The organism is Sphingopyxis sp. (genome assembly GCF_040216815.1).
Classification (GTDB): domain Bacteria; phylum Pseudomonadota; class Alphaproteobacteria; order Sphingomonadales; family Sphingomonadaceae; genus Sphingopyxis.
In genome coordinates this window covers 199669-225817 of record NZ_JAVJOJ010000001.1, presented here as the reverse complement: position 1 = coordinate 225817, position 26149 = coordinate 199669, and the positions used below count along the sequence as shown (strand labels likewise).

Below are 26149 nucleotides of genomic sequence, written 5' to 3'. Positions count from 1 at the left end.
ATATGAACGAGAAGAGCGAAGGCAGTATGGGACGCCGCACCCTTGGGGGATTGCGGCAATTTTTCGGCTCGATCAGCCTGATGGCCAACAGCCCGTGGGGCAATGGCCCCAAGGGCGGCGATGACGGTGGCAAGGGTGGCGGCGACGGCAAGCGTCCGGGGCCACGCAACCCCTGGGTCACGCCCGATCCCATCGACATCAATCGCGGGCGCAAGCCGCGCGGCCCCTCGGCACTCGACGAGCTGCTCCGCAAGGGACGCGGCGGTTTTGGCGGCGGCGGATCGGGTGGCGGCGGCGGCTTCGACCTCGCCGATTCGGGGCGGATCTGGAAATGGGCGATCATCGCCGTTCTGGCGGTCTGGCTCTTCTTTTCCTCCTTTCACATCGTGCCGCCCGAAAAGGAAGGCGTCGTCACCCAGCTTGGCAGCTATGCGCGCACGGTCGGACCCGGCGTCAAATTCACCTGGCCCGCGCCGATCGAGCGCATCCGCATGGAGGACGTCCGCGCGATCCGCACGATGGCGGTCGGGTCGCCCAACGCTACCGATGAAAATTTCGTGCTGACGCGCGACCAGAGCATCGTCGATTTGGCCTATGAAGTGCGCTGGTCGGTGCGCAGCCCCGAACTGTTTTTCTTCCAGCTCGCCAATCCCGAAGATACGATCCGCGAAGTCGCCGAAAGCGCGATGCGCGCGACGGTCGCCAATTTCGATCTCGTCCAGGCGATCGGCCCCGGCCGTGTCGAGATCGAGGCGCAGGTGCAACAGCGGATGCAGGCGCTGCTCAACGAATATCGCGCCGGCGTGACGATACAGGGCATCGCGATCCGGCAGGCCGATCCGCCGAGCCAGGTCGACGAAGCGTTCAAGGAAGTCACCGCGGCGCGGCAGGAACGCGAATCGGCGATCAACCGCGCCCGTGCCTATGAGCAGCAGGTGCTGGAACGTGCGCGCGGCGATACCGCGGCGTTCGACCAGATTTACGAACAATATCGGCTGGCACCGGGCGTAACCCGCCAGCGGCTTTATTATGAAACGATGGAGGCCGTGTTGTCGAACGTCGACAAAACGATCGTCGAAGCACGCGGGGTGACCCCCTATCTGCCGCTCAATGAAGTGCAGAAACGGCTGCGCGCGCCCGAAGCTGCGGCGAAGGGAGGCGAATGATGTTCTCCTCGCTTTTCCGCAATCCCGTTCGCCTGCTCGTCGGCATTGTCGCGCTGCTGGTGCTTTTGTCGATGACGGTGTCGATCGTGCCCGAGGACCGGCAGGCGGTCGTGCTGCGCGTCGGTGAAGTCTATGGCACCAAAAACGCCTATAAGGAGGGCGAACAGTTCGGCCGGTCGGGCGCCGGGCTGCTCTTCACCATGCCTTTTGCCGATACGGTGCAACTGATCGACAAGCGCATCCTGGGGATCAACATGGAGCGCCAGCAGGTGCTCTCGACCGATCAGCAGCGGCTTCAGGTCGACGCCTTTGCGCGGTTCCGCATCACCAACCCGGTGCGCATGTACACCGCGATCCGTACCGAGGAGCGGTTGCAGCAACAGCTTGCGACAATTCTGGGTTCGTCGCTGCGCAACGAACTCGGCAAGCGTACCTTTGCGACATTGCTTTCACCCGAACGCGGGGCGGTGATGGACAATATCCAGGTCGCATTGAACCGCGAGGCGCAGAAATATGGCGCCGAGGTGATCGACGTCAGGATCAAGCGCGCCGACCTGCCCGAAGGCGCAACGCTCGAAGCGGCGTACAACCGGATGCGCACCGCGCGGCAGCAGGAGGCGATCTCGATCCGCGCCGAAGGCGAAAAGGAAGCGCAGATCATCCGCGGCAGCGCCGATGGCGAAGCGGCGCGCATCTATGCCGCAAGCTTTGGCAAGGACCCGGAGTTTTACGATTTCTACCGCGCGATGCAGAGCTATCGGCAGACCTTCCTGGGCGAGAACAACCAGGGCGGAACGTCGATCATCCTGTCGCCCGACAACGAATATCTGAAGCGCTTCAGCGGCGGCTGATCGCTGCCGATGCGGGAGGGGGCCGGCCGGCACCCTCCCGCGGCTTCAGGGTCAGAAGCGGAAACCAATACCCGCGAAAAGCTGGTGCCGGTCGGACCGTACCTTGAGCGCCGGATCCTCATCATCGTCGCCGATGCGATACGACCCGCTGCCATATTTGGTGTAAACATATTCCAGCTTGGCATAGACATTCTCGGTCAGGCCGAGCTGGACGCCGCCGCCCGCATGAAAGCCGCTGCGGTTCTTTGAAAATTCAAAGATGTCGCCGGGCTCGTCATCGTCATTGTCGGTGACATCGGGATCGTAGACGGTGCGAAGCTTGCCGTGCGAATAGCCGCCCTTGACATAGAGCAGCGACGTTTCGCCGAGCGGCAGGCCGGCGCGTGCGCCGAGCGTGAAATTGCGCTTCAGCCTGGCGCAGCCGAGGTCGTCCTCGATCAGTTCGACGCAGATGCGGCTGTCGGAAAATTCGGCGCCCGCATAAGCGCCGATCACAAGGCCGCCGTCCATCTGCACATCATAGCCGAGTTCGACGCCATAGCCGATCGCGCCATCCTTGTCGGATGCCTTCAGAAATTCGGGGCCGCTGTCTTCGTCGTCTTCGTCAAAGTCGGGATTGGGGATGCTCGCCTTGCCGCCCAGCTGGTCCCAACCGCCACGCGCCTCGATGCGGAAGCCTGACAGGTCCTGCGCATGGGCGGGCGTTGCAAATGCCGCAAGGGCAACGGCGATCGATAGGGCATATCTCATTCTTCATTCCTTTTCCGTCGGTGGATGGGGGAAGTCCGTCTGCGGACGGAAGGCCGGGGCGCGAGGCCTCGCCCGCGATCGACCTTCCGTGCCCATGACGGAGGCCCTCCCCCTAAACCTTGAAAAGCAGGACTTTTCCGGCCGAATGCCGCTGGGCGAATAAGGGCAGGTGCCGATACCGCGAAACGCTGTCGCTTGCGGTTCGCCGCAAGGGGCAGTAACCGATGAACCGACCGTCAAGCATCGTTCATGTTCAAACGGCGTTAAGCCATGGGGCGCCAGAGAGGCGGCGCCGGGGTTAATGCGTTTCCTGAAAGTCGTATGAGAAGAGGATTTGCGATCGTGCGTTATGTATATGGCATCACTTCGGCGCTGTTGATGGGCGGAACGGCGCTGGCGCTCGTCACCCAATCGCCCGTCGGCGCGCAGGTGGCGCAGAATGAACGCAGCGAAATGGCGCGCGTTGTCCCGCGGTCAGGTGCGCCCGACAGCTTTGCCGATCTGGTCGAACAATTGCAGCCCGCGGTCGTCAATATCTCGACCAAGCAGGAAGTGACGCTCGGCGTACGGCTCAATCCCTTTGCCGGCACGCGCGAACCGATCACGCAGGAACAGCAGGGCGGCGGTTCGGGCTTTCTGATCTCCGCCGACGGTTACATCGTCACCAACAATCATGTGATTTCGGGCGGCCCGCGCGGTGAAGCGGTTAATGAAGTCACCGTCACGCTGACCAACCAGCGCGAATATAAGGCAAAGATCGTCGGCCGCGACGCCGCGTCGGACCTTGCGCTGCTCAAGATCGACGCAACGGGCCTGCCCTTCGTCAAATTCGCCGATGGCAGCCCGGCGCGCGTCGGCGACTGGGTGGTCGCGATCGGCAACCCGCTGGGGCTTGGTTCGACGGTGACGGCCGGCATCATTTCGGCGGTTCAGCGCAACATCGGCCAGGGCGGCGCCTATGACCGCTATATCCAGACCGATACCGCGATCAACCGCGGCAATTCGGGCGGCCCCCTGTTCGACCTTCAGGGCAATGTCGTCGGCATCAACAATATGCTGATTTCGCCGGTCGGCGCGAACATCGGCGTCAACTTCGCAATTCCGGCCGAAGCGGCGATCCCCGTGATCGACGCGCTGCGCGCGGGCGAACGGCCGCAGCGCGGCTATCTGGGCATCAGCATCGTTCCGGTGACAGAGGATATAGCAGCGGCGCTCGGCCTGCCCAAGGACCGCGGCGAGTTCGTCCAGCGCGTCGAATCGGGCGAGGCGGGCGAGAAGGCCGGGCTGAAGCGCGGCGACGTGGTGCTGAAGGTCAATGGCAAGGATGTCACGCCGCAGCAGACCCTGTCCTACATCGTCGCCAACACCAAGCCCGGCGCGCGCATCCCGCTCGAGATCGTGCGCGACGGCAGGACGATGACGCTCAATGCCGTCGTCGGCACGCGTCCGCCCGAAGAACAGCTTGCGGGCGACAATTTCGATCCCGAAGAAGAACAGACGATGCCCGACGATCCGTCGGGCGCCGCCGACGAGACGATCCAGAACAGCCTTGGTATGGCGGTTCAGCCGTTGACGCCCGCGATCGCACGCGCCGTCGGCATCGACCAGTCGACCAAAGGCCTTGTGATCGGGGCGATTTCGGGCAGCAGCGATGCGGGCCGCAAGGGTCTTCGCCGCGGCGATGCGATCCTGAGCGCGAATCGCACGCCGGTGACAAGCAGCGAAGCGCTGGCCAAGGTCGTCGCCGATGCCAAGAAGGCCGGACGCGATGCCGTGATGCTGGAGGTTCTGCGCCGCGGCCTGCCGTCGTCGCAATTCGTCGCGATCCGCATCAAATAAGCGGGTTTCGCCCGGAAAGGATCGACAAGGGGCGCTGCCGCCGCAGCGCCCCTTTTTCTTTGTGCTTTCGATCATTCGCATCGTCGTCCCGGCCTTCGCCGGGATGACGTCTCGATCGAAACGATCAGCCGTTAAAGCAGGTCGAGGCTGCCGAGCGCGAGCGCCTGATGTGCGGGGCGTTCGGCCATCAACGCGAACATCTCGTCGCCGCGGCGGGTGCGCTCGACGCTCATCGAGGCAAAGACCGCCATGAAATAGCCGCTGAGCGCGCCGACGCGATAATCGATCCAGAGCGCGTCGGTGTCGGGGTCGATGCCATGGCGGCGCAGCGCCGCGATCCATCGGTCGAAGGCCGGTCGGTCGGCCGCCGCGCGCGCGGCGGGATCGGCGATGCCGGTGCCGACCAGATAGGCAAGATCGGTCGCGCCGCTCCCGCGGCCGAGCGTCTGCCAGTCGACAAGCCAGCATGTGCCGCCATCGGGCGCGAACAGGATGTTGTCGATGCGAAGGTCGCCATGAACGATCGTGCGCGCCGCGGGGTTGCGCGCCAGATAGCGGTCGAGCCGCTGGACGATCCCGGCGCCGAGGTCGAGCACCTCGGGCGCGAGCCGGTCCGCATAGCGTTCGCGAAACCCCGCATAAAGCCGGGGAAAGAGGGCCCGCACGACATCGCCATTGTCGCGCGCTAGCCACGATAGTTGGTCGAGCCGCGGATCGTTCCAGAGCAGCGCGTGGAGCGCCGCCGCGGCGTCGATGCACGGAGCGAGCCGCGCGGCGTCGATGCCGACGAGCTGGTCGCCCTGCCGCGCCGGTGCAAGGTCGGCGAGGAGCAGGATGAAATCGACGTCGTCCGCCGCGATTTCGGCGTGATAGCAGTGCGGTGCCGCGACCCCGCTGTCCGCCGCCAGTTCGCGATACCAGCTCACTTCCTTGACATAGGTGCCGGTGAGCCGTGCGACGTCGCGGCTCGCCTGGTCATGGCTCGGGCATTTGGCGATCACGCTTGCAGGGCGGCTGCTCTCATCCGTCCAGTCGAGCGTCAGGCGGAAGCTGTCGCACATCTGCCCCGTGCCCACGCTGGTCGCGGTAAAGGCCCTGAGGCCGCGGGGGTGGCCGAGCACGGCGCCCAGCCAATCGGGCGTCATCGCGGCGGGCGCGGTCGGAAAGCTCATCGGGCGGGGTCCATCAATCCCGCAAGGCCCGTCGGCGCGTGCGCGCCGACAAACAGTTGCTCGAGCACGCCGATGCCGCGGTGAACCGTCCCGCCATCGGCCAGCTCGGCCGCCACAAGCGCCTGGACGTGCATCGCGAGCGGGTTGGACCAGCCGCGTTCATCGGCGGTGAGTGCGTCGTGCGCGACGACGACCTCTGGCCCGTGATCGAACCCGTGGCCGAACACGGGATGCGTATAGCCAAGCCCGCTCATGGCAAAGACCGGCCCCTCGGGGGTCAGGGTCAGCCGCCGATGGCCCCCAAGCTCGGCCGACAGGCTGGCGATCCGCCGCGTTCCGGTCTGCCAGCGGACGGCAAAGCGCGCGGCGTCAAAATGGGTTTCGGTGCCCGCATCGGTCACGATGACCGCGCGGCGGTTCCACGGCTGTCCCGCGGCATCGTCGTTGCTGTGAAAGAAAAGCGAACGGTCGGCGAAGTTGCACGGCGTCCACAGCCAGAAGAACTGCGCGAAATTGCCTTGCGGTGGCGGCTGTGGCTCGCTTGCGCCGACGGGGCGGATGCCCCAGCTGCGGTCGCGCGTGCCCGTCCAGCCATCGCCGATGTCGATCCGCCGCCCACCCACCGACAGCCAGCCCGACCAGCGACCGTTCTGGGTCATCCGCGTATAATCCATGAACAGGCGCGTGCCGTTGCGGCGCGTGAACCGCGGCTCGAGGATGGGAAAATGGCGGCCGGAAAAGCGCAGCTCGCCGGCAAGCAGCCCGTCGTTCGCCGCTATCCGCAGCGTCAATATGTCGAGCGGCGCGTCGATCGCGATTTCAATCGGGCCGACCGACAGATCAAGCCGCTCGCCATCCGACCGGCGGCTGGTGCGCAGGATATGCTGGACGCCGTCGACGATGACCGAAAAGGCGGCATCGACGATTCCCAGTTGCGGATAAAAGCCCATGGCGGCCGCGAAAAAGACCGATCCGTCGGGAGCGTAGCCGTTGAAGAAATATCGGTCGTAAAAATTGCGGTCGGTGCCTGCAAAGGCGATCGGCTCGGCGCTCTGGTGCAGTGGAAAATCGTCGCCCTTGGTCAGCATCGTCCCTCATCCCGTTTTTTGTTGCAACCTAACGGGGCGAGCGCGCGCGTCAATGCGCCGGCGGATCGACCGGCGGTACGGCGTGGACGCGCGCCACGGGTTCGCCGGGCTGGCGCGGCGGCATCGCGTCGGGCGGGATGTCGGCGATCTGCATGTCGGCGGTCGGCACCGCTGCAAGGTTGCGCACGCGCACCGACAGTTCGCCGTCCGCGATGCGCAATTCGTTGAAGCTGGGCGGGGTCGACCGGATGCGCTGCGACAGCGTTCCGGCGCCGATCATGCGGATCGGCCCCTGGACGGTGTTTTTAGAAAGGTCGAAGGCATCGTGGACATGGCCGCTGAGCACCGCTGCGACACCGCGCCCCGCCAGCGCCGCGAGGGCACGCTCGCCGCCGCGAGTCAGCGCACGCCCGCGCGTCCCGGCCTCGACAAGCGGATGATGCGCCGTCACGAGCACCATTGCGTCCCGCGGCAGCGCGTCGATCGCGGCGAGTGTATGGGCGAGCGCCTTGCCCGTCACCCAGCCTTTCGACCAGTCGAGCCGCCACTGCGCGCGCGCGGTGGTTTTCAGCGGCACGATGGCGAGGCCCGGCAGGTCGATCTCGCGTCGGACGAGCCGCGCGATACGGCGGATCCGGCGATAGGGATAGAAGAAGCGCGCGATGGGATTGAAATAGGGCAGGTCGTGATTGCCGACCTCCACCGTCACGGGCACGTCCAGCGTTTCGATCCAGTCGCACGCCGCGGCGAATTCGCGCGTGCGCGCGCGCATGGTCAGGTCGCCGGTGATCAGGACCGCGTCGGGCCGCTCGGTGCGAACGCAGTCACCGAACCAGGCGAGCGCGGCGGGATCTTCGAGTCCGAAGTGCAGGTCGCTGGCATGAAAAAGCCGGGTCATGCGGTCGCGACGAAATCGACCGCGCTTGTGCCGAGGGTAAAGCACACGGGCGATCCCGTTTCCTGAAGCTCGCCGTCATATTCGAGGCTGATCGGTGTTTCGCCTTCGAGGGTGATCGTTTCGCTGGTTGATAGCTCTTCGGTCGGTCCATCGCGAAAGTCGCCGCCGAGCCAGGCGAGGCCGTGGCGCAGCACGTCGGCCGAACGATCGGCCACGATGCCGTCGGCGCGGATGCCGTGTGCGGTGGGCGTCAGGATGATCGCGGGCCAGTCCCGCCCGTCGCCCGCGACGCGCACGCCGGGCGCGTTCATCATCGCGTCCAGGGCGTCGGGCGCCGCGCGGCTTGCCTCGATCAGCCCGTCCTGGCGCATCGTTTCGCGAACCCCGGCCCAGCGGGTCGCAGGGCCGACGACGATCGTGATGAAAGCCTCCCCCTCCGTCGTCCGGATCGTCGGGATGCGCGCGCGGCGGGCTTTGCCGCCGAGCGCGTCGACCAATATATCGGGCGCGTCGCGGTCGCCGTGCAGCGCCTTTGACAAGAGGTTGAGCGTGCCGCCGGGCAGGGGCAGGATGGCGCCGTCCCAGCCTGCTGCGCGACTTGCCGCTGCGTTGATTGTGCCGTCGCCGGTCCACACGATCAAAAGGTCGATGGTGCGCCGCGCGAGCTCGGCGGCATTGGGGATGGCGTCGTCGGGCAGGGCAAAAGTCGCCGCGAGCGGTGCGCCTTGCGCGCGGCACGCCGCCTCGATCGCGCTGCGGATCGCGGGATCGTAGCTGCCGCTCTGGCTGTTGCAGACAAGCGCGGGGCGGGAAAAGCGTGCCGACATCGGCCTTTCCTACGCGCGAGCGGGCAAAAGGTCGCACGCCGCCCGATTGTTACGTGCTTGTGACGCGCCCCGCGGCCCTGTAGGGCGCGGCGGGATGGCGGTGCGGCTTTTCGAGGGACGGCGATTGATCAAGATCCTCTTCGTGGTGCTGCTGCTCGTGCTGCTGTTCGGCGGCGGGGCCAAGATGATCGTCGCGGGCGGCGCGAAGTCGCTCAACATGGCCGACCGGCTGCTGGGGCAGGGTGACGGCGCGCGGCTGCTGATCGCCGACCAGCCCTATGGCCGTGGGCCGCGCCAGTCGCTCGACATATGGGTGCCCGAAAGTTTGCGCGAGGGCGACCGGCTGCCGGTCGTCGTTTTTTTCTATGGCGGCGGCTGGAACAGCGGCGAGCGGGGGGATTATGGGTTTGCGGGGCGCGCGCTCGCGCGGCAGGGATTTGTCGTCGTCGTCCCCGATTACCGACTGGTGCCGAAAGCGCATTGGCCCGACTTTCTGGAGGACAGCGCCGCGGCGGTCGCGTGGACGCACGAGCATATCGCAAAGCTTGGCGGCGATCCCGACCGCATCGCGCTGATGGGCCATTCGGCGGGCGCCTATAATGCCGTCATGCTGGCGCTCGACCCGCAATGGCTGCGCGCCGCGAAGAGCGATCCTGCCGTCATCCGCGGCGTTGCGGGACTGGCCGGGCCCTATGATTTCCTGCCGCTGGAAAAAGGCGGCCGCGCCGACAAGGCGATGGGCAAGGTCCGGCCGATCGAGCGGACGCAGCCGATCCGCTTCGCGCGCGGCGATGCACCGCCATTGTGGCTTGCGAGCGGCGAGGAGGATGATGTGGTGCGCCCGCGCAACAGCCAGAATCTCGCCGCCGCTGTCGTGCGCGCGGGGGGATCGGCGACGGTCCGCATCTATCCCGACATCGGCCATAGCGGCATAGTGATGGCGCTGGCAGCGCCCTTTCAAAACCGCCAGCCGGTCCTCGACGATGCGACCGACTTCCTGCGCGGCGCGACGGCGCGGCGCATCGCTCCCGCAGCGAAAGTGGTGCCATGAGCGGTGCGATTCCGGCGATCGTCCTCGCGGGCAGCCGCCCCGGACCCGACCCGCTGCTTTCGGGGCGCGGCGTATCGACCAAGGCCTTGCTGCCGGTCGCCGGGCAGGCGATGCTTCTGCACGTCGTCCGCGCGCTCCGCGCCTCGCCGCTGGTCGGGTCGATCACGATCCTGGCGCAGAACAGTGCCGAACTGGCCGCCGAGGCGGGGCTGGCGGGCCTTGACGATCTGTATTTTTCGGATTCGGGACAAGGGATCAGCAGTTCGCTGGTCGCGGCGCTGCCGCCCGGCGACGATCCGCTGCTCGTCACCACCGCGGACAATGTGCTGCTCACCCCGGCGATGATCGAAGAGTTTCTGCACGGCGCCGAGGACAGCGACGTCGCGGTCGCCATGGTCGAGCGCGCGATATTGCTGGCGCGCTATCCCGAATCGCGGCGCACCTGGCTCAAATTCCGCAGCGGCTGGTGGTCGGGGGCGAATATGTTTCGCCTGCGCGGGCGCCGTGTGCTGCCCCTGCTCGACTTCTGGGGGCGGATCGAGCGCGACCGCAAAAAGGGGCTGAAAATTATCGCCGCGTTCGGGCCGTGGCTGCTCATCGGGGCGTTGCTGCGGCTCTTTACCATCCATCAGGGGATCGCGCGCGCCGGGCGGCGCTTTGGCCTTGCCGCGAAGGTGGTGCCGATGTCGGCGCCCGAGGCGTGCATCGACGCCGACAAGCCCGCGGACATCGATCTGATCGAGCGGATATTTGCCGCGCGGGACGAAGCGGCTATAGGGCGGCGGCCATGAGCATTACCAAAGCCATCATTCTGTCGGCCGGGCAGGGTTCGCGCCTGTTGCCGCTGACCCGCGACATTCCCAAATGCCTGATCGAACTGGGCGGCCGCAGCCTTATCAGCTGGCAGGTCGCGGCGCTGGTCGCGAACGGGATCAAGGACATCGTCGTCGTCACCGGATTTCGCACCGAGCGTGTCGAGGACCATGCGCTCCAGCTTTATCGCGACACGGGTGCGCGCATCCGCACGCTGTTCAATCCCTTTTTCCAGGTCGCCGACAATCTGGGTACCTGCTGGATCGCGCGCGAGGAGATGGACCGCGATTTCATCATCCTCAACGGCGACACCATCGTATCGGACGAGATTGTCGCGCGGCTGATCGAAGGGGCCAGGGAGCCGATCACCGTCACCGTCGACGTCAAATCACATTATGACGACGACGATATGAAGGTGAACCGCGACGCCGACGGGCGCCTGCACGCGATCGGCAAGCGGCTCCTGCCTCCCGATACCAATTCCGAATCGATCGGGATGCTCGCCTTTACCGGCGACGGCCCATCGATCTTTCGCAATCAGGTCGACCAGATGATGCGCACGCCCGACGGGGTCGAACGCTGGTACCTGCGCGCGATCGACATCATCGCCAAGGGCAACCGCGTGGGCACCGTGTCGATCGAAGGGCTGGAATGGCAGGAAGTCGACTTCCCGCAGGATGTCGAAGCCGCCGAGGCGCTCACCGCCAAATGGGCCGAAGAAGGCCGCTACGCGAAATAGGGCCTTAGCCAGTCCGCAAGCGCGGCGATTTGATCGTCGTCGAGCTTCACCGCCTGCCCCAGGTCGGGCGGTCCCGGCCAGCCGGCATCGGCAATGCTCACGCCCGCGCCGCTGCGTTCGCCGTCATAACGCGGCAGGACATGGAAATGGACGTGCGGGTCGACCATCATCAGCATCAGATAATTGATCTTTGCATAGCCGACCGCCTTGCCGAGCGCGGTCTCGATCGCCGCAGTCACGGTCTTGAGCTCGGCGTGCGCTTCGGCGGGCAGGGCGCCGAACGCCGTGGCATCCGATTTCGCGGCGAGCACCAGCGCGCCAAGCACCGGCTGCGCGGGACGCAGGAGCACGACCCAATGCTGATATTCGGCAACCAGCGTCGCCGGATGGCCGAATTTTTCGATCGTGGCGTTCATGCGTCTTCCATCCAGCTGACGATGGGTTTACCCGCGCGGCGCGCGGCATAGGCCTGCACCAGCTGCACGGCATGGACAAGCAGCGAGATGACGGTCCACCAGGCTACCGCGATCAGTCCGATGTCGGGGCGCCCGGCGAGGGTCGCGAAAAACAGGATCGCGAAATTGGGATTGCGCCGCGCCGTGATCAGGCGAAACTGGCTGTCGAACCGGCGCCAGACATGGACGTCCATGCCGAAGTCCTTGATGAACATCCCCTCGATCACGCGTTGGAGCACATAGCCCGCGACGATGGCGATCATCACGATCAGGAAGGTCTGGTCGGATAAGGCAAGGCCCCAGGCGCCGAGACCGACACCCCAGAAATACCACCAGAAGGGCGGGTGAATGAGGTCGACGCCGTGATCGGCGATGTTGCCCCATTTCGACGAGGTGATCGTGCAGCGCGCAAGCTTTCCGTCGACGGTGTCGAGCACCATGAAGATGAAGGCGGCGAGCATTCCCGTCCAATAATGGCCATAGGCGAAGAGGTAGGTCGCATAGAGGCAAAGCGCCGCGCCGATCGCCGTGACCATATTCGGCGTCATACCGATGCTTGCCGCGCCGCGGGTCAACCATAAGGCGATTTCGGGCCACAGATATTTGGTGAGCGCATCGGTCACGCCCTTATAGGCACCGAAATAGCTTTTCCGTTCGATCGCGCGCCGCGTTGGTGGCGTCAGCGGCTGAATGAAGGGGCAGTCGAGCTTGCGCAGCTGGCGGTTATAGATTTGCGGATTGTCGCGATAATCGATGATGGTCAGTGCGTCGCGCCGGGCCGCGATGTCGTCCGGTGTCATCCCGCCCACAAGGTGCGCCATCACCAGCGCGTCGCCGTCCATCACTACCGTAGCGGGCAGCGTCACGATATGCCGCAGCCATACCGGATCGAACACATAGGCCAGATTGACGTAAAGCCGCGCGCCGCCCGCGTCCGCCGTTTCGGGCAGCCCTTCGGCGCGCGCCAGCCGGCGCAGACGCTCGGCATTGGACATGCCCCAGATCGGGGTGGGATTGTCGCCGATCGGGATCAGCGCGGGAAGGGAAACGGCGTCGGTCATCCGCCGCTCTTATCCTGCTCCGCGTCCTTTGCAAGAAAGCGCAGGATCGCTTCGGCGCCGCGCGCCGCCGCGCCCGCGGGGTCGCCGCCGATCGATTCGGCAAGCCGCGCCCGTTGCGCCTCGGCATAGCAGGCATGGCGGCCGGGGGCTGCCGCGATCGCGGCGGGCAGGTCGACGAGGTCGTCGACGACATCGCCCAGCGTCCAGAACAGATAATCGGGATCGCCCGTCCAATCGACCTTGTGTGCATTGAGAAAAATGCACGGTCGCGGCGTCGCCAGAAACTCATATACTTGGCTGCTGACGTCGCCGAGATAGAGGTCGGCGCCGCTGGTATAGCTCATGTCGAAGAGGCGTTCGGAGCCGAGGTCGATATGGATTCTGCCCGGAATCGCGAGTTGTTCGACGTCGGCGCGCTCGGCTTCGCTGGCTTCGGCGAACAGGCGGACATGCGGTGCGACGACAAGGTTGTAGCGATCCTGCGCCGCGAACCAGTCGATAATCTTGCGCCCGAACCGGTCCCACGACGACAGGTCGCGCCGGAAATGCGGGGCGTAAAGGACGATCGGCCGATCATCCTCGAAAAGCGGCGCGCGCGTATTCTGCAGCCGCCGCATCAGGTCGAGCTTTACATAGCCGTTGACGGCGTAATGCCCTGGACGGATCGTTCCGGCATCCAGCAGGCGCTGCTTGCTCTTTTCACCCGCGACCAGCACGAACTGAAAATGCCGATCGCGCGGGTCGAGCATGATCGCGCGATCGCCCGCGCCGTGTGGCGTGAAGATGAGCTGCGTCCGCCGCGGCAGGAAATGGCGGATCGTTGTCGTCGTCCGCTCTGGAACGACGATCGCGTCGAACCGGCGGAGAAAGGGCAGCGCGTCGAGCAGGATCGGCAGGCGCGGATTGCGGAACAGGCCGCGCGCGCGCAGCCAGCGTGCGATCCCTTTCTGCCCCAGCAAAGTGATCTTGGGCGCAAAGCCCGGATAGGCGAGCATGACTTGCTGCGCGACGGGCAGATGGTCGGCGCTTGCCACCGCAATTTCGACCGCCTGACCCTTCGCGGCCATTTCCGCGGCGATGGGCAGCGCGTGGAACAGATGATGCGGCTCGCCGATGAACAGAAAGAGGATGCGCATCACCGAACCTTCGTCGGCGCCCCTGCGGCGGCATCCTCGAAATCCGCGACATGCCAGCCGTGCTTTGCGGCAAGCCGTACGACCTTGTCGCCGCGCCCGACAAGCCACGCCTCGCGCGCCAATGCAAAGGTCGGTGCGTCGCTGGCGTGGTCCGAATAGGCGCGGATATGCGCGCCGTCGCACTGGTGGGCGGCGAGCCATTCGGCGACGCGGCGTGCCTTTTCGTCGCCGTAGCAATTGGGTCCGTCGAGCGCGGGCAACCAGTTGCCCGCGGCGTCGCGGCGATGGCGCGAGGCGACGATAGCGTCGAAACCAAGCGCGTCAGCGATCGCGCGAGCATAAAATTCGGGCGCCGCCGTCGCCATCAGAAGCAGGAACCCTTCGCTTCGGTCGCGCGCGATGTGCGCGGCAGCGCCCGGCGGTACGTCGCGCGGCACGCGCCAGGCGGCGAACCGCGCGGCGAGCCGTTCGGCGCGGGCCGCTGACAGGCCGGCGCCCAGCATCAGCCGGATCGCGGCGGGCTTGAACCGGTCGCGGCCATAAAGGTGGAGCGCATGGCCGATCATCAGCACCGCGAGAAGGGGAAGCAGAAGCAGGCGCCATGGCGCGTCGCGCCACGCCGCCCACAGCAGGAACAAGGTGAAGGTCGGGGTGCGCAGCACGGTGCGGTCGAGGTCATAGATTGCGACGCGGGGCGGGGTGTCGGTCATCGGTCGGCCGGTCCGATCAGGTGGAGGCGGCGCGCTGCCTTGCCAAGCGAAGCGCGATCGGCGAGCGGCAGTGCAAAGCGTAGCGCCAGCCAGATCGCCGCGACGGCGATGATCAGGAGCAAGGGCAGCGCGACGGGATCGGGGAGAAGATCGGCAAGCAGCGCCGCCCCGCCCACGGCGACCGTCAGGCCCATGCCGCGCATCGCGACCGCGGGAAATTGCGCATCGAACGGATGGAGCCCCTCGACGGCGGCAAGCTGAATCATGGGAATCGCCGCCATGACGACCAGCCCGATCGCCGTCGCCAGCGTCACGCCCGTCAGCGGATCGACAGGACCGACCAGCAGCCACCCGGCAGCGATGGCGACGCCCACGCCGACAACGCTGGCCGTGAGCTGGTGGCGGAAGGCGGCGACCACCTGAAGCACCGGCGCCGCGATGCCGAGCACCGCTTCGGCCGCGCGCGCGAAGAGCAGGATGACCAGCGCTGCCTGCGCCGTTTGTGCCTGATCGCCGAAAAGGCTGAGCAGCGACGCGCTTCCCGCCGCAAGCACTGCCGCGAGCGGCAGCGCGATCGCCGCGATCAGCCGGGTGGCATAAGCGTAGATGTCGGCAACCTGCCGCCGGTCGCGGCGTTCGGCGCTCGCGGCGAGCGGTGCCATCACATAGGTAAAGGCGATACGCACCAGCTGGACGATGCTCGACAGCTTGCGCGCGATCGTGAACAGGCCCGCCGCCGCAGCCCCCGCGGCGCCGGGGAGCAGCATGTTGAGAATCAGGGCAGGTGCGTCGCCGAACAGCCGTGTGATGACGTTCGACGGCAGGATGGACAGCCCCGCCCAGAATGTATCGCGCGAGACCGGGCCGGCCCAGGGTCCGCGCCACAGATCGGCGAAACTATATTGGCGCGCAAGCAGGCGCACCGAAAGGGCGGCGGTGATGGCAAGCGAGCAAAGATGGGCGATAAACAGCCCCTTCAGCCCGAGGCCGCCAGCAAAGAACAGCAGGGCGAACAAGAGGCGGAGCAATTGTTCCCAGACAATCCGCAAGCGGATTTCGGCGCCGAATACCATCCGCGCGCGGAGCGCCGAAGTCGCGATTTCGACAAAGGCCCAGAGCGGCAGCGCCCAGACAAAAATCCTGATCGCCGGAACGACCAGCTCGCGATCGCGGGCCGCGACATTGAGGAGCGGGCCAAGCTCGGCCGCGAACATCGAAATCAGCGCCGCGGCGAGGATGCAGGGCCCGACGCCGAAGATCATCGCGGTACGGAGGGCCGCCGCCGCTTCGGCATCACTCGCCGATTGCGGGACGGTGCGCTGCATCGCGCTGGTCATGCCCAGGTCGAAGATATTCTCGATGAGGTTCACCGCTGCCCACAGCACGGCATAAAGGCCATAGCCCGCGAGCCCGAACATCAGGACATAGAGCGGCTGTGCAACGACTTCCACGATCGCGCCCAAGCGCGCGAGCATCGTCGTGCCGAGCCCGCGCGCGACGCTGCGGCTGGTGACGGCAGAATGGTCGGCGTTGTCGCTCATCCTTGCGGCACCTAGCGGCTCGGCCCGCGTGCCGCCAGCGGCTTTCGCGCACCGACGGTACATCACCCCCTTGTCGGCGCCGTCAATCGGGTCTAGTCGGACCCGCGACTGCATCATGGGAGCCCGACATGGCCGAATTCCGCCTGCCCAAGAACAGCCGCCCGCAAAAGGGCGGCAAGGTCCACAAGGCCGAAGGCGCCGCGCACGTCAAAAAATTCAAAGTCTATCGCTATGACCCCGACAAGGGGCAGAACCCGCATTTCGACACGTTCGAGATCGACACCGACACTTGCGGTCCGATGGTGCTCGACGCGCTCATCAAGATGAAGAGCGAGCAGGATTCGACGCTGACCTTCCGCCGGTCGTGCCGCGAAGGCATTTGCGGCAGCTGTTCGATGAACATGAACGGCAAGAACGGCCTCGCCTGTACCACCGCGATCGAGGATCTGAAGGGCGACATCACGATCACCCCGCTGCCGGCGATGGACGTGATCAAGGATCTGGTCCCCGACTTCACCCATTTTTATGCGCAATATGCGTCGATCGAACCCTGGCTCAAGACCAAGACGACGACGCCGAGCGGCAAGGAGCGCCTGCAGTCGCCCGCCGAGCGCGAAAAGCTCGACGGCCTTTATGAGTGCATCCTCTGCGCCTGCTGCTCGACGAGCTGCCCGAGCTATTGGTGGAACAGCGACAAGTTCCTCGGCCCGGCGATCCTGCTCCAGGCGTATCGCTGGCTCGCCGACAGCCGCGACGAGATGACGGGCGAACGGCTCGATGAGCTGGAAGATCCCTTCCGGCTCTATCGCTGCCACACGATCATGAACTGTGCCAACGCCTGCCCCAAGGGGCTGAGCCCCGCTCGCGCGATCGCCGAGATCAAGAAGATGGAAGCCGAGCGGCAGGTGTGATGGTTGCGGACGGCGACGGCCCGCGCCGTTTTGCCGTTGCGAAAGGCAAAATGTGAACGACGGCATCGAGGAACCGAAGCGCCGCGAGAATTTTACCGCGGAGGAACTCGACGGCGGCTGGATCAGCTGGGATCTGAAAGACCCGACGCGCTTCAACGCCTTTATCGAACCGCTGACGGTGCGCGTCGAATCGCCGACCGCCGATGGCCGCCCGCGCGCGCGGGTGCGCATGGTCCCCGAACGCAAGCACAGCAATCTGGGCGACAATGTCCATGGCGCGGTCACGCTCGCGCTCGTCGACATCGCGCTGTTCGCGGCGTCGCATCAGTTCGGAGCGCTCGATGCGGGTCATTCGGTGACGCTCGACCTGTCGACGCAGTTCGTGGGCGGGGGCCGGGTCGGCGAACCGCTCGATGCCGTGGTCGAGCTGGTGCGCGAAACGGGGCGGCTCATTTTCCTGCGCGGGCTGGTCGTGCAGGGCGAGGACGACAGCCATATCGTGCTGAGTTTCGCAGGGACGATCCGCAAGGCCAGCGCGCGGTGACAACCGTGCTCGCGGCCTATGACGCGCTCGTCGCCGCGGGCGAGTTGCGTCCCGACGCTGAACAGCGCGCCGCCGCCGTTCGGCTCGACCGCTTGCAGGCGGAGCTCGAGGCCGTGCCGAAGCGTGGCAGCCTGCTCTGGCGCCTCGCGGGTCGCAAGCCCGAGGCGCTGCGCGGCGTCTATCTGTGGGGCGCGGTCGGGCGCGGCAAGTCGATGCTGATGGACCTGTTCTACGACCAGCTCGCGATCGAGCGGAAGCAGCGCGTCCATTTCCATGCCTTCATGCTCGACGTCCATGCGCGGATGCGCGAGGTCCGCAAGAGCGAGACCGGCGATCCGATTCCGCTTGTCGCCGATGCGCTGGCGGAGAATGTCCGCTGCCTCGCCTTCGACGAGATGGTCGTCAACAACAGCGCCGACGCGATGATCCTGTCGCGCCTGTTCACCGCGCTGATCGACCGCGGGCTGACGATGATCGCGACGTCGAACCGGCCGCCGAAGGATCTGTACAAGGACGGGCTCAACCGCGAGCATTTCCTGCCCTTCATCGCGCTCGTCGAGGCGCGGCTCGACGTGATGGGGCTGAACGGCCCGACCGATTACCGCCGCGATCGGCTGGGCGATGGCGCGCGCTGGTTCGTTCCCGCCGACGAAGCGGCGAGCGCGGCGCTGTCGGCCGCCTTTTTCCGCCTCACCGACTATCCGCCCGAGGATCGCGCGCACGTTCCCTCGCTCGACCTCGACGTCGGCGGCGGGCGGGTGCTGCATGTGCCAAAGGCGCTGAAGGGCGTCGCGGTCTTTTCGTTCAAGCGGCTATGCGGCGCGGCGCGGGGGGCCGCCGACTATCTGGCGGTCGCGCGGCATTTCCATACGGTGATCATCGTCGGCATTCCGCGCATGGGGCCCGAAAACCGTAATGAGGCGGCGCGCTTCGTGACGCTGATCGACGCGCTCTATGAATATAAGGTCAAGCTGCTCGCCAGCGCCGCGGCGATGCCCGATGCGCTCTATGTCGCGGGCGACGGCGCGTTCGAATTCGAGCGCACGGCGAGCCGCCTCGCCGAAATGCAGTCCGACGACTATCTGGCGTTAGGCCATGGCCAGCAGGATGCCCCCGGCGATCTTCCCCCAGCGTGACGTGTTCGCGGTGACATAGGCGAGGCTGCGGACATAGCGCACCTCGTGCGCGAGATGGCCCGCCGCCTGCTCGGCAGTGCGGCGCAGCGTGCGGAGCGGCCGCGGTTCCGGCAATCCGATCGCTCCCGGCCGGGCCGGCGGCTCGGGCAGGTCGACGAAGCCCCCGCTTGTCACGCGGCGATCGTCGGCGACGGCCCGGCACAATGCCTCCATGCGTGCGATTGCCAGCCGGTTGGCCACCGCGCGGTCGCGGCTCAAAAGTTCGAAACTGTGGCTGAAGGCGGAGAATTGGATCGCGCCGCTGTCGGCCGCATGATCCAGCGCATCGCGCATCTCCTCTTCGGACATGGCGCAAAGCTGTGCGGGGCGAAAGCTGTCGGCGCGGTCCATCAGTCCGCTGACCGGCACCTCGCACACGCCGTGGTGCATCCGCATCCCGATATTGTCGCGGTCGAGTACGATGTCGCAGCCGTGGCCGATATGGGCCCCGTTGAAACTGCTGTCATAAGCGAAACCCAGCGCGGCGAGCGCGCGCAGCGTATCGTCGTTGGCGCCGAAATTGCCCGCGCGAAAGGCGACCGGATCGGGCGCGCCGGCGCGCACCAGCATGTCCGCAGCGAGCCCGATCAGCTTTTTCTGCGCGCCGAGCGGGAAATCGCCGATGTTGCGTCCGGTAAGGCGCCCGACCGGGTTGAAACGCGCAAAGGCAAGCCATTCGGTGTGGATGTGAAGCTGGACCTCGTGTCCGCGCGCGACGATCGGAGCGACGATGTCGCGGACGACCGACGGCCCGTAAACAAGCGCGGGCATAGGATCGACGAAGAACACGCCCTTGAGCCCATATTGGTCGAGCATGTCCATCTGGAAGATGATGCCGAAATCGCCATCGCGGCAGCGGCCGAGAATCGAGCTTTCGAAATTGGCGCGCGCGTCGAGGCCCTGCTGATAAAGGCCCGCCGACAATTCGGTGTCGAAGCTGATGATCGCGCGCGTCACGCCCGGTCCTTAACATTGCGGTTATAAGCGAAAGTTAATCCGTCGCAGTATGATGCGCCAGTGGCGATAGCGAGGGACTATTCAAATCAGGCATGGGCTGCTCTGGATAAAAGATATTGCGAACTATTAGCAAAAAAAGGCTGAAAATCGCGTTTTTCGCGGTTGTTTCGCTTCCGGAATCGGCGTAGGGCGGCGCCAGTCTTGGGACCGGCGCGGAGCTTTGGCCCGTGCCCCCGCCGGTCTGTGAACCAATTGCCGGGCTTGCCAGGAAGGGAGTGCCGCGCGCCATGGGACGCAAGAAGATCGCTTTGATCGGAGCCGGGAATATCGGCGGAACGCTGGCTTTGCTCGCCGCGCAGAAGGAACTGGGCGATGTCGTCCTGTTCGACGTCGTCGAAGGTGTGCCGCAGGGCAAGGCGCTCGACCTGTCGCAGGTCGGCCCGATCGCGGGCTTTGACGCGAAGATCACCGGATCGAACGATTACAAGGACATCGCGGGCGCCGACGTTATCATCGTCACCGCCGGTGTCGCGCGCAAGCCGGGCATGAGCCGCGACGACCTGCTCGGTATCAACCTGAAGGTCATGAAGGCCGTCGGCGAAGGCATCAAGGCGAATGCCCCCGACGCCTTCGTCATCTGCATCACCAACCCGCTCGACGCGATGGTCTGGGCGCTGCGCGAATTCTCGGGGCTCCCGCACAACAAGGTCGTCGGCATGGCCGGCGTGCTCGACTCGGCGCGCTTCAGCCACTTCATCGCCGACGAATTCGACGTGTCGGTGAAGGATGTGAATACCTTCGTGCTCGGCGGCCATGGTGACACGATGGTCCCCGTCGTCCGCTACTCGACCGTCAACGGCATCCCCGTTCCTGATCTGGTCAAGATGGGCCTGTCGTCGCAGGACAAGATCGACGCCATCGTCAAGCGCACGCGCGGCGGCGGCGGCGAGATCGTCGCGCTGCTCGGCACCGGCTCTGCCTTCTACGCCCCCGCGGCCTCGGGCATCGCGATGGCCGAAGCCTATCTGGGGGACCAGAAGCGCATCCTGCCCTGTGCGGCCTATGTCGATGGCCAGTACGGCGTCGATGGCCTCTATGTCGGCGTGCCGGTGATGATCGGCGCGAACGGCGTTGAGAAGATCGTCGAGATCGAACTCGATGCCGAAGACAAGGCGGGCCTGCAGGTTTCGGTCGATGCGGTCAAGGAACTGCTCGACGCGTGCAAGAATCTGGATCCCAGCCTCGCATAATATCTGTGCCCCTGCGAAGGCAGGGGCCCATCACCTGCCCTTGAAATGTCAGGCGGCGGGTGGCCGATAAATCTGGAGATGGGCCCCCGCCTTCGCAGGGGCACGAGAAACGGAACGAAATCCATGAGCATCCTCATCGACAAGAATACCAAGGTCATCACGCAGGGGATGACCGGCGCTACCGGCACCTTCCACACCGAACAGGCGCTCGCCTATGGCACGCAGATGGTCGGCGGCGTGACGCCGGGCAAGGGCGGCACGACGCACATCGGCCTGCCGATGTTCAACACCGTCGAGGAAGCGAAGCATGCGACCGGCGCGACCGCGTCGGTCATCTATGTGCCGCCGCCGTTCGCCGCCGATTCGATCCTCGAGGCGATCGATGCCGAGATCGAGCTGATCGTTGCGATCACCGAGGGCATTCCGGTGCTCGACATGGTCAAGGTGAAACGTGCCCTCAGCGGTTCGAAGTCGCGGCTGATCGGCCCGAACTGCCCCGGCGTGCTGACCCCCGACGAATGCAAGATCGGCATCATGCCCGGAAACATCTTCAAGAAGGGCAGCGTCGGCGTCGTCTCGCGCTCGGGCACGCTGACCTATGAAGCCGTGTTCCAGACCTCGAACGTCGGGCTCGGCCAGACCACCGCGGTCGGCATTGGCGGCGACCCGGTCAACGGCACCAACTTCATCGACGTGCTCGAACTCTTCCTCGCCGACGACGAAACCAAGTCGATCATCATGATCGGCGAAATCGGCGGCGACGCCGAGGAACAGGCGGCGCAGTTCCTGATCGACGAAGCGAAGCGCGGCCGCAAGAAGCCGATGGCGGGCTTCATCGCCGGCCGCACCGCGCCTCCGGGCCGCCGGATGGGCCACGCCGGCGCGATCGTGTCGGGCGGCAAGGGCGACGCCGAAAGCAAGATCGCGGCGATGGAAGCTGCGGGCATCAAGGTGTCGGCAAGCCCGTCGGAACTCGGCACGACGTTGGCCGAAGTGCTGAAAGAGCGCGTTTGAGCTGGCGGCCCGCCGGCGCTCTTTGTCGGCGGGTCCCCGCTCCCCATATAAAATCCACTCCTTCCTCCCCGCGGAAAAACAAATGAACCTCGAGAGACAAAGCTTCGACATCGACGAGCCGCAGGCTGGTCCCAGCTGGGCGCCGAAGAATTGGCCGCTGATCGACAGCGACGACATGACCGCCGCGCTCGACCCGCAGCAGATGCAGGTTGCGGTAAAGGCTGCGTCGGCGAAGGCGGGCGCGCCGCTCTCGAATGCCGAGGTCGAGCGCGCGGCGAATGATTCGATCCGCGCGATGATGCTGATCCGCACCTATCGCGTCCGCGGGCACCTTGCCGCGACGCTCGATCCGCTGGGGCTCAGCCAGCGCGAGTTGCCCGCCGACCTGACGCCGGAATATCACGGGTTTGTCGGTGCCGACCTCGATCGGCCGATCTGGCTCGGCGGCGCGCTGGGACTGGAAAAGGGCACGGTGCGCGAGATCGTCGCGATTCTGCAGGCCAATTATTGCGGCCATGTCGGCCTTGAATATATGCACATCTCCGACGTCGAGGAACGGCGTTTCCTGCAGGAACGGATGGAGGGCGCCGACAAGAGCGTCGAATTCACAAGGGAAGGCAAGCAGGCCATTCTCAAAAAGGTGATCGAGGCCGAGGAGTGGGAGAAGTTCCTCGCGCGCAAATATGTCGGCACCAAGCGCTTCGGGCTCGACGGCGGCGAAGCGATGATCCCCGCCATGGAAGCGATCATCAAATATGGCGGCCAATATGGCGTCAAGGAAATCGTGTACGGCATGGCGCACCGCGGGCGGCTCAACATGCTCGCGAACGTGATGGCGAAACCCTATCAGGTGATCTTCCACGAGTTCGCAGGCGGATCGGCCAACCCCGACGACATCGGCGGATCGGGCGACGTCAAATATCACCTCGGCACGTCGACCGACCGCGAATTCGACGGCATTTCGGTGCATATGTCGCTGGTGCCCAACCCTTCGCACCTCGAGGCGGTCGATCCGGTGGTGCTCGGCAAGGTACGCGCGCAGCAGGTCGTGCGCGACGATCTGGTCGAACATGGGCAGGTGCTGCCCGTGCTGATCCACGGCGACGCGGCGTTCGCGGGGCAGGGGATCGTCTGGGAATGTCTCGGCTTCTCGGGTATTCGTGGGTACAATACGGGCGGCTGCATCCACTTCATCGTCAATAACCAGATCGGTTTTACGACGAGCCCGCAATTTGCCAGATCGTCACCCTATCCGTCGGATGTCGCCAAGGGCGTGCAGGCGCCGATCCTGCACGTCAACGGCGACGATCCCGAAGCGGTGACGTTCGCGTGCAAGCTGGCGATCGACTTCCGCCAGCAGTTCAAGCGCGACGTTGTGATCGACATGTGGTGCTATCGCCGCTTCGGCCACAATGAAGGCGACGAGCCGTCGTTCACCCAGCCGCTGATGTACGAGCGCATTCGCAAGCATCCGCCAGTGTCGCAGCTGTGCGCCGCGAAGCTGGAAGCCGAAGGCGTGATCGACGCCGGCTGGGCCGACACCCACCGCGCCGAGTTTGTTGCGCGGCTCGAAAGCGATTTCGAGGCGGCGAAAAGCTACAAGCCCAACAAGGCGGACTGGTTCGCCGGGCGCTGGTCGGGACTATATGCCCCGACCGACCCCGAAAATGCGCGGCGCAACATCGCGACGGGCGTGACCGAAAAGCTTTTCGATTCGATCGGCCGCACGCTCACGACGATTCCCGCCGATGTCGAGGTCCACAAGACACTGCGCCGCGTCATCGACGGACGCGCCGCAATGTTCGCCGATAAGAATGACGGCGAAGTGTTCGACTGGGCGACCGCGGAGAGTCTGGCCTTTGGCACCTTGCTCAGCGAAGGTTATCAGGTGCGCCTGTCGGGCCAGGATTCGGGCCGCGGCACGTTCAGCCAACGCCACGCCGTCTGGGTCGACCAGAAGAGCGAGGAAAAATATGTCCCGCTGACCACCGTGCCGCACGGCCGGTTCGAGGTGCTCGACAGCCCGCTGTCCGAATATGGCGTGCTCGGTTTCGAATATGGCTATGCGATGGCCGATCCGAAGAGCCTGGTGCTCTGGGAAGCGCAGTTCGGCGATTTCGCCAACGGCGCGCAGATCATGATCGACCAGTTCATCGCGGCGGGCGAAGCGAAGTGGCTGCGCGCCAACGGGCTCGTGATGCTGCTGCCGCACGGTTACGAAGGGCAGGGGCCCGAGCATAGCTCGGCGCGCCTCGAACGCTTCCTGCAACTCTGCGCGGGCGACAATATCCAGGTGTGCAATATTTCGACCCCGTCGAACTATTTTCACGTCCTGCGTCGCCAGATGCTGCGCTCGTTCCGCAAGCCGCTGATCATCATGACGCCCAAGTCGCTGCTGCGGCACAAGCTGGCGGTGTCGCAGCGGTCGGATTTTATCGGCGAGGCGCATTTCCGCCGCATCATGTCGGACCGCACCCCGCCCGCCGACACGGACATCAAGCGCGTCGTGCTGTGTTCGGGCAAGGTCGGTTACGACCTGATGGAAGCGCGCGATGCCGCGGGGCTGACCGACACGACGGTGATCCGCATCGAGCAGCTCTATCCTTTCCCCGGCGAGGCGCTCGCGGTTCGGCTGAAGCGGATGCCGAAGCTCGAGGAGGTGGTCTGGGCGCAGGAAGAACCGCGCAACAACGGCGCTTGGTTCTTTGTGGGCGAGCTGATCGAGGAATCGCTGATCGCAGCGGGCCATAAGGATATGCGTCCGCGCTACGCCGGCCGCGCCGCCGCCGCCTCGCCCGCGACCGGCCTGATGAGCCGCCACCAGACCGAACAGTCGGCGCTCGTCGCCGACGCGCTCGGCCTGTCGGTCCGCGCCGAAATCCGCCGCACCAAGAAAAAAGCCTGATCTCCCTAAGGAACCGCATCTATGAGCACCGAAGTCAAAGTCCCAACGCTGGGTGAAAGCGTTACCGAAGCGACGATCGGCGAATGGCTGAAAAAGCCCGGCGAAGCCGTCGCGCTCGACGAACCGATCGCGAGCCTTGAAACCGACAAGGTTGCCGTCGAAGTCCCGTCGCCTGTCGCCGGCGTGCTGGGGCAGCAGCTCGCTGCGGTCGGTGACACGGTCAATGTCGGCGCAGTGATCGCGACGGTCGAGGCGGGCGGCGCGGCGGCCACGCCGGCTCCCGCGAAGGCCGAGACGGCCGCGCCTGTCCCCGCCGCGGCCGCACCTGCGGTGCGCGAAGGCGTTGATACCGTTGCGACCATGTCGCCCGCGGTACGCCGCCTGGTGCTCGAACACGGGCTGGACCCGACGAAGATCAAGGGCACGGGCAAGGACGGCCGACTGACCAAGGAAGATGTGCTCGCCGCGGCGAATGCGGCGCCCGATACGTCGCCTGCTCCGGCACCTGCGGCGGCGGCAGCCCCCGCCGCGAGTGGCGCGCCGGGCCGTCAGGAAGAGCGCGTCAAGATGACCCGCCTGCGCCAGACGATCGCCAAGCGGCTGAAATCGGCGCAGGACACCGCGGCGATGCTGACGACCTTCAACGACGTCGACATGTCCGCGGTGATCGAGGCGCGTGCGCGGTACAAGGATCTCTTTGAAAAGAAGCACGGCGTTCGCCTCGGCTTCATGGGCTTCTTCACCAAGGCCGCCTGTCTGGCGCTCAAGGACATTCCGGCGGTCAACGGCCGCATCGACGGCGACGAGATCGTCTATAACAATTATATGGACATCTCGGTCGCGGTCAGCGGGCCCAGCGGCCTCGTCGTGCCCGTCATCCGCAATGCCGAGACGCTGAGCTTTGCCGACATCGAAAAGACGATCGGCGATTTCGGCAAGCGCGCCAAGGACGGCACGCTGACGATGGACGACATGACCGGCGGCACCTTCACCATTTCGAACGGCGGCGTTTTCGGTTCGCTGATGTCGACGCCGATCATCAACCCGCCGCAGTCGGCGGTGCTTGGTCTCCACCGCATCGAGGATCGCCCCGTCGTCGTGAATGGCGAGGTCGTCGTGCGTCCGATGATGTATCTGGCGCTGAGCTATGACCACCGCCTGATCGACGGCCGCGAGGCGGTGACCTTTTTGAAGACGATCAAGGAAGCGATCGAGGATCCGACGCGGTTGCTGATTGATTTGTAAGGCCATGTGCTCCTGCGAACGCAGGAGCCCAGGGTGGGGCAGGCTGCCATT

At 65.6% G+C, this 26149-nt stretch carries 24 protein-coding genes; 13 read left to right on the top strand and 11 right to left on the bottom strand.

The window, feature by feature from the left end; genetic code table 11:
* Positions 1 to 2 precede the first annotated feature (2 nt).
* Entirely contained in the window at positions 3 to 1166 is a 1164-nt protein-coding gene (gene hflK / locus RIA72_RS01135) for a protease modulator HflK (protein ID WP_350030518.1), read from the top strand.
* Positions 1166 to 2017 (top strand): protease modulator HflC, encoded by an 852-nt coding sequence (gene hflC / locus RIA72_RS01130; RefSeq protein ID WP_350030517.1) that lies wholly within the window; start codon positions 1166 to 1168, stop codon positions 2015 to 2017. The genes hflK and hflC overlap by 1 nt, the downstream gene beginning before the upstream one ends.
* Before the next feature lie 51 nt (positions 2018 to 2068).
* On the opposite strand, the gene RIA72_RS01125 is transcribed toward hflC, so the two are convergent.
* Complete coding sequence (locus tag RIA72_RS01125) at positions 2069 to 2767, bottom strand: outer membrane protein (protein ID WP_350030516.1); 699 nt, start codon at positions 2765 to 2767, stop codon at positions 2069 to 2071.
* Between the two features lie 342 nt (positions 2768 to 3109).
* Here RIA72_RS01125 and RIA72_RS01120 point away from each other — a divergent pair, with 342 nt between their 5' ends.
* On the top strand, positions 3110 to 4606 hold the full coding sequence (locus RIA72_RS01120; protein WP_350030515.1) for a trypsin-like peptidase domain-containing protein: 1497 nt from the start codon (positions 3110 to 3112) through the stop codon (positions 4604 to 4606).
* A 131-nt stretch (positions 4607 to 4737) separates the two neighbouring features.
* On the opposite strand, the gene RIA72_RS01115 is transcribed toward RIA72_RS01120, so the two are convergent.
* The 4 genes from RIA72_RS01115 to RIA72_RS01100 are packed head-to-tail and all read right to left on the bottom strand — an operon-like array spanning position 4738 to position 8591.
* Positions 4738 to 5778 carry a phosphotransferase family protein gene (locus RIA72_RS01115; RefSeq protein ID WP_350030514.1) on the bottom strand — a complete coding sequence of 347 codons (1041 nt, stop codon included), beginning with the start codon at positions 5776 to 5778 and terminating at the stop codon, positions 4738 to 4740.
* Positions 5775 to 6866 carry an Rv3169 family protein gene (locus tag RIA72_RS01110; protein ID WP_350030513.1) on the bottom strand — a complete coding sequence of 364 codons (1092 nt, stop codon included), beginning with the start codon at positions 6864 to 6866 and terminating at the stop codon, positions 5775 to 5777. Before RIA72_RS01110 ends, RIA72_RS01115 begins: the two co-directional genes overlap by 4 nt.
* 49 nt (positions 6867 to 6915) lie before the next feature.
* On the bottom strand, positions 6916 to 7764 hold the full coding sequence (locus tag RIA72_RS01105; RefSeq protein WP_350030512.1) for a metallophosphoesterase family protein: 849 nt from the start codon (positions 7762 to 7764) through the stop codon (positions 6916 to 6918).
* Complete coding sequence (locus RIA72_RS01100) at positions 7761 to 8591, bottom strand: diacylglycerol/lipid kinase family protein (protein WP_350030511.1); 831 nt, start codon at positions 8589 to 8591, stop codon at positions 7761 to 7763. Before RIA72_RS01100 ends, RIA72_RS01105 begins: the two co-directional genes overlap by 4 nt.
* A gap of 94 nt (positions 8592 to 8685) precedes the next feature.
* On the opposite strand from RIA72_RS01100, the gene RIA72_RS01095 reads away from it, so the two are divergent.
* From RIA72_RS01095 to RIA72_RS01085, 3 genes are read left to right on the top strand one after another with little or no spacing between them, the layout of a single operon-like run.
* Positions 8686 to 9642, top strand: coding sequence for an alpha/beta hydrolase (locus tag RIA72_RS01095; protein WP_350030510.1), 957 nt, complete (start codon positions 8686 to 8688; stop codon positions 9640 to 9642).
* The gene (locus tag RIA72_RS01090) at positions 9639 to 10433 is read left to right on the top strand and encodes a nucleotidyltransferase family protein (RefSeq protein WP_350030509.1); all 795 of its coding nucleotides are present in this window, start codon (positions 9639 to 9641) and stop codon (positions 10431 to 10433) included. The genes RIA72_RS01095 and RIA72_RS01090 overlap by 4 nt, the downstream gene beginning before the upstream one ends.
* Entirely contained in the window at positions 10430 to 11194 is a 765-nt protein-coding gene (locus RIA72_RS01085; RefSeq protein WP_350030508.1) for a phosphocholine cytidylyltransferase family protein, read from the top strand. Before RIA72_RS01090 ends, RIA72_RS01085 begins: the two co-directional genes overlap by 4 nt.
* Here RIA72_RS01085 and RIA72_RS01080 read toward each other — a convergent pair.
* Genes RIA72_RS01080 through RIA72_RS01060 form a run of 5 tightly spaced genes read right to left on the bottom strand, consistent with a single transcriptional unit; the run spans position 11182 to position 16097 of the window.
* Entirely contained in the window at positions 11182 to 11610 is a 429-nt protein-coding gene (locus RIA72_RS01080; RefSeq protein ID WP_350030507.1) for an HIT family protein, read from the bottom strand. The genes RIA72_RS01085 and RIA72_RS01080 overlap by 13 nt on opposite strands.
* Positions 11607 to 12710: a CDP-alcohol phosphatidyltransferase family protein gene (locus RIA72_RS01075; RefSeq protein ID WP_350030506.1), complete on the bottom strand. Its 1104-nt coding sequence runs from the start codon at positions 12708 to 12710 to the stop codon at positions 11607 to 11609. Before RIA72_RS01075 ends, RIA72_RS01080 begins: the two co-directional genes overlap by 4 nt.
* Positions 12707 to 13846, bottom strand: coding sequence for a CDP-glycerol glycerophosphotransferase family protein (locus tag RIA72_RS01070; RefSeq protein ID WP_350030505.1), 1140 nt, complete (start codon positions 13844 to 13846; stop codon positions 12707 to 12709). Before RIA72_RS01070 ends, RIA72_RS01075 begins: the two co-directional genes overlap by 4 nt.
* On the bottom strand, positions 13846 to 14556 hold the full coding sequence (locus tag RIA72_RS01065) for an HAD family hydrolase (protein WP_350030504.1): 711 nt from the start codon (positions 14554 to 14556) through the stop codon (positions 13846 to 13848). The genes RIA72_RS01070 and RIA72_RS01065 overlap by 1 nt, the downstream gene beginning before the upstream one ends.
* Positions 14553 to 16097, bottom strand: a complete 1545-nt coding sequence (locus tag RIA72_RS01060; RefSeq protein WP_350030503.1) for a lipopolysaccharide biosynthesis protein — start codon at positions 16095 to 16097, stop codon at positions 14553 to 14555. The genes RIA72_RS01065 and RIA72_RS01060 overlap by 4 nt, the downstream gene beginning before the upstream one ends.
* Positions 16098 to 16225: 128 nt before the next feature.
* Between RIA72_RS01060 and RIA72_RS01055 the strand changes: the two genes are divergently transcribed.
* The 3 genes from RIA72_RS01055 to zapE are packed head-to-tail and all read left to right on the top strand — an operon-like array spanning position 16226 to position 18688.
* The gene (locus tag RIA72_RS01055) at positions 16226 to 17008 is read left to right on the top strand and encodes a succinate dehydrogenase iron-sulfur subunit (RefSeq protein ID WP_350030502.1); all 783 of its coding nucleotides are present in this window, start codon (positions 16226 to 16228) and stop codon (positions 17006 to 17008) included.
* Between the two features lie 52 nt (positions 17009 to 17060).
* Complete coding sequence (locus RIA72_RS01050; RefSeq protein WP_350030501.1) at positions 17061 to 17552, top strand: PaaI family thioesterase; 492 nt, start codon at positions 17061 to 17063, stop codon at positions 17550 to 17552.
* Positions 17549 to 18688, top strand: a complete 1140-nt coding sequence (gene zapE, locus RIA72_RS01045) for a cell division protein ZapE (protein WP_350030500.1) — start codon at positions 17549 to 17551, stop codon at positions 18686 to 18688. The genes RIA72_RS01050 and zapE overlap by 4 nt, the downstream gene beginning before the upstream one ends.
* On the opposite strand, the gene RIA72_RS01040 is transcribed toward zapE, so the two are convergent.
* Positions 18641 to 19684 carry a polysaccharide deacetylase family protein gene (locus tag RIA72_RS01040; protein ID WP_350030499.1) on the bottom strand — a complete coding sequence of 348 codons (1044 nt, stop codon included), beginning with the start codon at positions 19682 to 19684 and terminating at the stop codon, positions 18641 to 18643. The two genes, zapE and RIA72_RS01040, sit on opposite strands and share 48 nt — an antisense overlap.
* A gap of 287 nt (positions 19685 to 19971) precedes the next feature.
* On the opposite strand from RIA72_RS01040, the gene mdh reads away from it, so the two are divergent.
* The 4 genes from mdh to odhB all read left to right on the top strand — a co-directional run bounded on the left by mdh (position 19972) and on the right by odhB (position 26098).
* Positions 19972 to 20934: a malate dehydrogenase gene (gene mdh / locus RIA72_RS01035; protein WP_350030498.1), complete on the top strand. Its 963-nt coding sequence runs from the start codon at positions 19972 to 19974 to the stop codon at positions 20932 to 20934.
* A 123-nt stretch (positions 20935 to 21057) separates the two neighbouring features.
* Positions 21058 to 21948 (top strand): succinate--CoA ligase subunit alpha, encoded by an 891-nt coding sequence (gene sucD, locus RIA72_RS01030; protein WP_350030497.1) that lies wholly within the window; start codon positions 21058 to 21060, stop codon positions 21946 to 21948.
* Between the two features lie 82 nt (positions 21949 to 22030).
* The gene (locus RIA72_RS01025; RefSeq protein WP_350030496.1) at positions 22031 to 24853 is read left to right on the top strand and encodes a 2-oxoglutarate dehydrogenase E1 component; all 2823 of its coding nucleotides are present in this window, start codon (positions 22031 to 22033) and stop codon (positions 24851 to 24853) included.
* A gap of 21 nt (positions 24854 to 24874) precedes the next feature.
* Complete coding sequence (odhB, locus tag RIA72_RS01020) at positions 24875 to 26098, top strand: 2-oxoglutarate dehydrogenase complex dihydrolipoyllysine-residue succinyltransferase (protein ID WP_350030495.1); 1224 nt, start codon at positions 24875 to 24877, stop codon at positions 26096 to 26098.
* Positions 26099 to 26149 lie beyond the last annotated feature (51 nt).

Coding starts and splice junctions, on each gene's coding strand:
- RIA72_RS01125 (WP_350030516.1), bottom strand. CDS start 2,767: ATGAGATATGCCCTATCGATCGCCGTTGCCCTTGCGGCATTTGCAACG.
- RIA72_RS01115 (WP_350030514.1), bottom strand. CDS start 5,778: ATGAGCTTTCCGACCGCGCCCGCCGCGATGACGCCCGATTGGCTGGGC.
- RIA72_RS01025 (WP_350030496.1), top strand. CDS start 22,031: ATGAACCTCGAGAGACAAAGCTTCGACATCGACGAGCCGCAGGCTGGT.
- RIA72_RS01095 (WP_350030510.1), top strand. CDS start 8,686: ATGGCGGTGCGGCTTTTCGAGGGACGGCGATTGATCAAGATCCTCTTC.
- mdh (WP_350030498.1), top strand. CDS start 19,972: ATGGGACGCAAGAAGATCGCTTTGATCGGAGCCGGGAATATCGGCGGA.
- RIA72_RS01085 (WP_350030508.1), top strand. CDS start 10,430: ATGAGCATTACCAAAGCCATCATTCTGTCGGCCGGGCAGGGTTCGCGC.
- RIA72_RS01055 (WP_350030502.1), top strand. CDS start 16,226: ATGGCCGAATTCCGCCTGCCCAAGAACAGCCGCCCGCAAAAGGGCGGC.
- RIA72_RS01070 (WP_350030505.1), bottom strand. CDS start 13,846: ATGCGCATCCTCTTTCTGTTCATCGGCGAGCCGCATCATCTGTTCCAC.
- RIA72_RS01090 (WP_350030509.1), top strand. CDS start 9,639: ATGAGCGGTGCGATTCCGGCGATCGTCCTCGCGGGCAGCCGCCCCGGA.
- sucD (WP_350030497.1), top strand. CDS start 21,058: ATGAGCATCCTCATCGACAAGAATACCAAGGTCATCACGCAGGGGATG.
- RIA72_RS01065 (WP_350030504.1), bottom strand. CDS start 14,556: ATGACCGACACCCCGCCCCGCGTCGCAATCTATGACCTCGACCGCACC.
- hflC (WP_350030517.1), top strand. CDS start 1,166: ATGTTCTCCTCGCTTTTCCGCAATCCCGTTCGCCTGCTCGTCGGCATT.
- hflK (WP_350030518.1), top strand. CDS start 3: ATGAACGAGAAGAGCGAAGGCAGTATGGGACGCCGCACCCTTGGGGGA.
- RIA72_RS01080 (WP_350030507.1), bottom strand. CDS start 11,610: ATGAACGCCACGATCGAAAAATTCGGCCATCCGGCGACGCTGGTTGCC.
- RIA72_RS01060 (WP_350030503.1), bottom strand. CDS start 16,097: ATGAGCGACAACGCCGACCATTCTGCCGTCACCAGCCGCAGCGTCGCG.
- RIA72_RS01075 (WP_350030506.1), bottom strand. CDS start 12,710: ATGACCGACGCCGTTTCCCTTCCCGCGCTGATCCCGATCGGCGACAAT.
- odhB (WP_350030495.1), top strand. CDS start 24,875: ATGAGCACCGAAGTCAAAGTCCCAACGCTGGGTGAAAGCGTTACCGAA.
- RIA72_RS01105 (WP_350030512.1), bottom strand. CDS start 7,764: ATGACCCGGCTTTTTCATGCCAGCGACCTGCACTTCGGACTCGAAGAT.
- RIA72_RS01110 (WP_350030513.1), bottom strand. CDS start 6,866: ATGCTGACCAAGGGCGACGATTTTCCACTGCACCAGAGCGCCGAGCCG.
- RIA72_RS01100 (WP_350030511.1), bottom strand. CDS start 8,591: ATGTCGGCACGCTTTTCCCGCCCCGCGCTTGTCTGCAACAGCCAGAGC.